The sequence below is a fragment of the Actibacterium sp. genome (genome assembly GCF_041584535.1).
In the GTDB taxonomy this organism is placed as follows: Bacteria; Pseudomonadota; Alphaproteobacteria; order Rhodobacterales; family Rhodobacteraceae; genus Actibacterium_D.
The window spans coordinates 1-4,378 of record NZ_JBFHDW010000230.1; the positions used below are offsets into that span (position 1 = coordinate 1).

The following is a 4,378-nucleotide window of genomic DNA, read 5'->3' on the forward strand; positions in this document are numbered from 1 at the left end:
CAATTGGAAATTCCGCGAACTGATTGAAATCGGCGCCGCCGTCGGGCTGTTGCTGGGGCTGTTGCTGGGGGCGCTGGCCCTGCGGCGCACGATGATGGTTTCCGAGCGGGCGCATCGGCAGCTGCGCGTGGCCTCGGGTGCGTTCATGGAATTGCTCAGCGAACGCTTTGACGAATGGGGCCTGACCCCGGCCGAGCGCGACGTGGCGCTGTTCGCAATCAAGGGGCTGTCGACGCAGGAAATCGCGGGGTTGCGGCGCACCTCGGAAGGCACGGTCAAGGCCCAGACCAACGCGATCTATCGGAAGGCCGGCGTAACCGGGCGCCCGCAATTGCTAAGCCTGTTCATCGAAGACCTGATGGATGACGCACTGTTGCCGGCGCTGCCTCAAGAGCCGGGCAAGGTCGCGTAACGGCGCAAGACCTCAAGCGGCACCACCTCCAGCGCGCGGATATGGGTCGAGTCCAGATGCACCTGCGGCGCGCATCCCTCATCATGAGCCTGAAGAAACCGGCTGGCGCACAGGCACCAGCGATCGCCCGGTTTCAGCCCGGTGAACCCGTATTCGGGCCGGGGCGTGGACAGGTCATTGCCGAAATATTTCGAATAGGCCAGAAACTCGGCCGTCATCACCACACAGACCGTATGGCTGCCGAAATCATTGGCGCAGGTGTTGCAATGGGCGTCGCGGAAGAACCCGGTCAGCGGGCGCACCGAGCAGGGTTGCAGCGGCTTGCCCAGAACATTGACTGACGGATCCATCTGCATATCGGCCCCCGGTCAGCGAAACTTGTCGGCCAACCGCTGAAGCGGCGAGCGCGTGTCGTCAGTGGCGGGATCGGCGGCCGGGGCAGGCGGCGCTTTTTGCGGGGCTGGCTTGGGCGTCGAGGTGGAGGACCGCGGCGGCGCGGTGCGCAGGGCCACCGCATTCAGGAACCGCGCCGTATCACCCTCGGCCAGGGCCGCCGCCCCGTCGGACAGACCGCGCAGCAGATCGTCCAGCCATTGCTGATCGGCCTTGGCGAAATCCGACAGCACATAGGCCGCGACCCGGTCCTTGTGCCCCGGATGGCCGATGCCCAGCCGCACCCGGTGATAGGCATCGCCGATATGGCCGTGGATCGACCGCAACCCGTTATGCCCGGCATGGCCGCCGCCGGTCTTGACCCGGCATTTGCCCGGCGCAAGGTCCAGCTCGTCATGGAAGACGGTGATGTCATCCGGCGTCAGCTTGTAGAACCGCATCGCCTCGCCTACCGATTGGCCTGAACGGTTCATGAAAGTTTCAGGCTTGAGCAACAGCACCTTTTCGCGGCCCAGGCGGCCTTCGGTGATCTGGCCCTGAAACTTGGCGCGCCACGGGGCAAAGCCATGATCCCCGGCAATCCGGTCCACGGCCATGAAACCGATATTGTGCCGGTTCGCCGCGTATTGTGCCTCGGGATTGCCCAGACCCACGAACAGCCGCATGTTGAAATCTCCTGCCTGTGATCCGGTCGCCGGGCGCCGGAACAGGGACCGTTGTAATGCATTTTTCCGGCCAAGCAAAACACCCGACCAATTGATAGGCGTCGCGGGGTTGCAGCTTGTGCGGAAACCCATCACGCTGCCGATCTATTGGACAGTGCCGCAACGCAGAGCTAATCTGTTTCGGGCGCTTGGAATCACGGCTTTCCATCGCTAGATAGAAGATAAGTATTGAAACCGCAGGCTTTTTTGAAGCGCGACACGAGGAATACGCAAGTGCAACAGTCTCGACAGGCGGGCCAACGCCGCGACGGCCTGGTCGCTAAGATCCAGCAAGGCATGGAATCGCTGAAAGAAAAGGACATCGACGCCGCTTTCAATATTTTCAGCGACGTTCTTGAACAAAATCCCAAGATCGCCATCGCGCATGTCGGTCTTGGCCGGGTGTTCGCCCATGAGGGTGATCACCAGAAAGCGCTGGAGCATTTCGAAGAAGCGCTCAGCATCAACCCCGACTTTGCACCCGCACTTTTACTCAGCGCCCAATCGCGCGAGAAGCTGGGCGAGACCGACGAGGCGCTCGCGCAATATGAAGAAGCCATTCAGATGGACCCAACCGCGGGTCATGCACAACTGCGCCTGAGCCGGCTTCTGGAGAAACAGAAACGCCCCGAGGATGCGATCTCGTATATGCTCGACGCGATCCAGCGTGCGCCGCAGGATACGTCGCTGCGCCTGATGCTGGCGGGTCTTTATGAACGCACCGGCGATTTCGACAAGGCCGAGGCCGAACTGCGCCGCGCTGTCGAGATTTCCCCGAAACAGGGCACGGCGCAATACAAGCTGGGCAAGGCTTTGCTGCGCAAGGAAGACTTTGCCGGGGCCCGTGCGGCCTTGGAAATCGCGGCCGCCAATGGCGCCGACAAGCCCAAGGTCTATTACGCGCTGGGTGCTGCCCATTCGGGTCTGGGCGATTATGCCAAGGCCGCCAGCGCCTTTGACGAGGCCCACCGCCTGAGCCCGCGCATGATCCGCGCCGCGATCGACGCCGCGCATGCCCGGATGAAGCTGGGCAAGCACGACGCCGCCCTGTCGGAACTGCATGCGCTGGCCAAGGGCCGCCGCAACATCGCCTCGGTGCAAAAGGCGATTGCCGACGTTTATTTCGACATGGGTCGCAACAGTGACGCAATCGAATATTACCGTGCCGCTGTGCTGAACCATCATTCGGAAGATGAGCGGCCCGCCGAGCTGACGGCCCTGCTGAACGCCCCGGTCAAGGACGAGGCCGAAACGGCCGCCAAATTCGCAGCCGCCCTGTCGCGGGACGATTTCGTCCGCGAGAATCCCGGCGCCGTCCGCGAGAAACTCGGTGCGCGTTTCCGACGCGCACGTGGTTAAGTGTAAACAGAGAGACCTGAAATGCCGCGTAACCTAGTAATGATTATCCTCGACAGCTGTCGTTTTGACAGCTTCAAGCGAGCCAAAGCGGCAAACATGAATGCACTGGGCGAAGTCGAACGCCGCTGGGCCTATGCCTCGTGGACGGCCCCGTCGCATTTCACCTTTCTGTTGGGTCTGGTGCCGCACACCTCGCCGCAGCATGTCTATGCGTCGGAAGTCTATAAAAAGGACTTTTCGACCTGGACCGACCGGCTGGACATTCCCAATCTGGAATTCTCGACCTTCATCCCGCAGCTGTCGCTGCCGAAGATGCTGAAGGATAACGGCTATCGCTGCGTGGCGCGGGTCTCGATGCCGGTGCTGAACCCGTTCACCATGCTCAGCAAGTATTTCGACGACTACAAGCTGATGCGGAACCATTTCGATTTCGCGGGCATGTTGCCGGACATCGAATTTTCCGAGGACCAGCCCAGCTTTTATTTCCTGAACCTTGGTGAAACTCACTATCCCTACATGCTGGATGGCAGCGATCTGCCCCATATTTCGGGCCTGCATGGCGTGGCGAAATCATTGGCCGCGGGCGGCGATGCGGGTGGCCGCCTGAAGGGCAACGAGAAAAGTTTCGAAGATTTGGTCAACGATGATACCATGAGGTCTCTTCACGCCCAACAGGTGCGGTGCGTGGACTATATCGATGAGCTTCTCGAAGGTGTGTACGAAAAGGCGCCACCTGACACTTATTTCATCGTTATGGGCGATCACGGCGACGCATTTGGCGAGGGCGGCTATTTTGGCCATGGGCCTGTGATGCACGAAAAGGTATTTGAGGTTCCATTCATCGAAGGGCTGCGGCCCTGATCCAATTCACGCCATCGCCAGCGGCGAGGCCTTGATTGCGTGATTGTTTTACCGTCGCCGCGGGCAAAGAACGTTCTGGGGACGTGGGGAGTTAAGGGCAAATGACGGATAATGACGAAGGCAAACGGCGTGAAAGACTGGAGGCGTTGCGGCAGAAACGCGGCTCTCGGGTCGAGCCGTTCAGCAAGCCGACAGCATCTGTCGAAAAAGGCGGTGGGGCCAGCGTGCTGCGCGATCGGCTGAAGGCCAAGCGCGCCGGCGGCGGGGCCGGTGCTGGCGACGCGCCGAACCCCGAGCGTCGGGAAAAGCTGCGTGAATTGCTGGCGAACCGCAAAGGCGGGGGCGCGGGTGGCGGCGACGCCAATCCGGAACGCCGCGAAAAGCTGCGCGAGCTGCTGGCCAACCGCAAAGGTGGCGGTGCTGCGGTCGGGGCCGGGGCGGGTGGCGACGCCAATCCGGAACGCCGCGAAAAGCTGCGTGAATTGCTGGCGAACCGCAAAGGCGCGGGTGCTGGTGCTGGTGCCGGGGCCGCAACCGGCGCTGCGCAACCGGAACGCCGCGAAAAGCTGCGTGACCTGCTGGCCAGCCGCAAAGGCGGGGCCGGCGCCGGGGGCGCAACGGGCACGGCCAAACCTGAGCGCCGTGAAAA

6 protein-coding genes are annotated in these 4,378 nt (G+C 62.0%); 4 read left to right on the forward strand and 2 right to left on the reverse strand.

From position 1 onward, the window contains the following. On the forward strand, positions 1 to 412 hold a 412-nt coding region (locus ABYW26_RS11175; protein WP_372604953.1), incomplete at its 5' end, for a helix-turn-helix transcriptional regulator. On the opposite strand, the gene ABYW26_RS11180 is transcribed toward ABYW26_RS11175, so the two are convergent. After that, positions 388 to 768: a DUF2237 family protein gene (locus tag ABYW26_RS11180; protein WP_372604954.1), complete on the reverse strand. Its 381-nt coding sequence runs from the start codon at positions 766 to 768 to the stop codon at positions 388 to 390. The two genes, ABYW26_RS11175 and ABYW26_RS11180, sit on opposite strands and share 25 nt — an antisense overlap. A 12-nt stretch (positions 769 to 780) precedes the next feature. Beyond that, entirely contained in the window at positions 781 to 1,470 is a 690-nt protein-coding gene (gene pth / locus ABYW26_RS11185; protein ID WP_372604955.1) for an aminoacyl-tRNA hydrolase, read from the reverse strand. 273 nt (positions 1,471 to 1,743) lie between these two features. Here pth and ABYW26_RS11190 point away from each other — a divergent pair, with 273 nt between their 5' ends. The 3 genes from ABYW26_RS11190 to ABYW26_RS11200 form a co-directional block, all read left to right on the forward strand. After that, positions 1,744 to 2,868 (forward strand): tetratricopeptide repeat protein, encoded by a 1,125-nt coding sequence (locus ABYW26_RS11190; RefSeq protein ID WP_372604956.1) that lies wholly within the window; start codon positions 1,744 to 1,746, stop codon positions 2,866 to 2,868. Between the two features lie 96 nt (positions 2,869 to 2,964). Then, positions 2,965 to 3,729: a sulfatase-like hydrolase/transferase gene (locus ABYW26_RS11195; RefSeq protein ID WP_372604958.1), complete on the forward strand. Its 765-nt coding sequence runs from the start codon at positions 2,965 to 2,967 to the stop codon at positions 3,727 to 3,729. 101 nt (positions 3,730 to 3,830) lie between these two features. Next, positions 3,831 to 4,378, forward strand: a 548-nt coding sequence (locus ABYW26_RS11200) for a hypothetical protein (RefSeq protein WP_372604959.1), incomplete at its 3' end; no start/stop codon positions are given.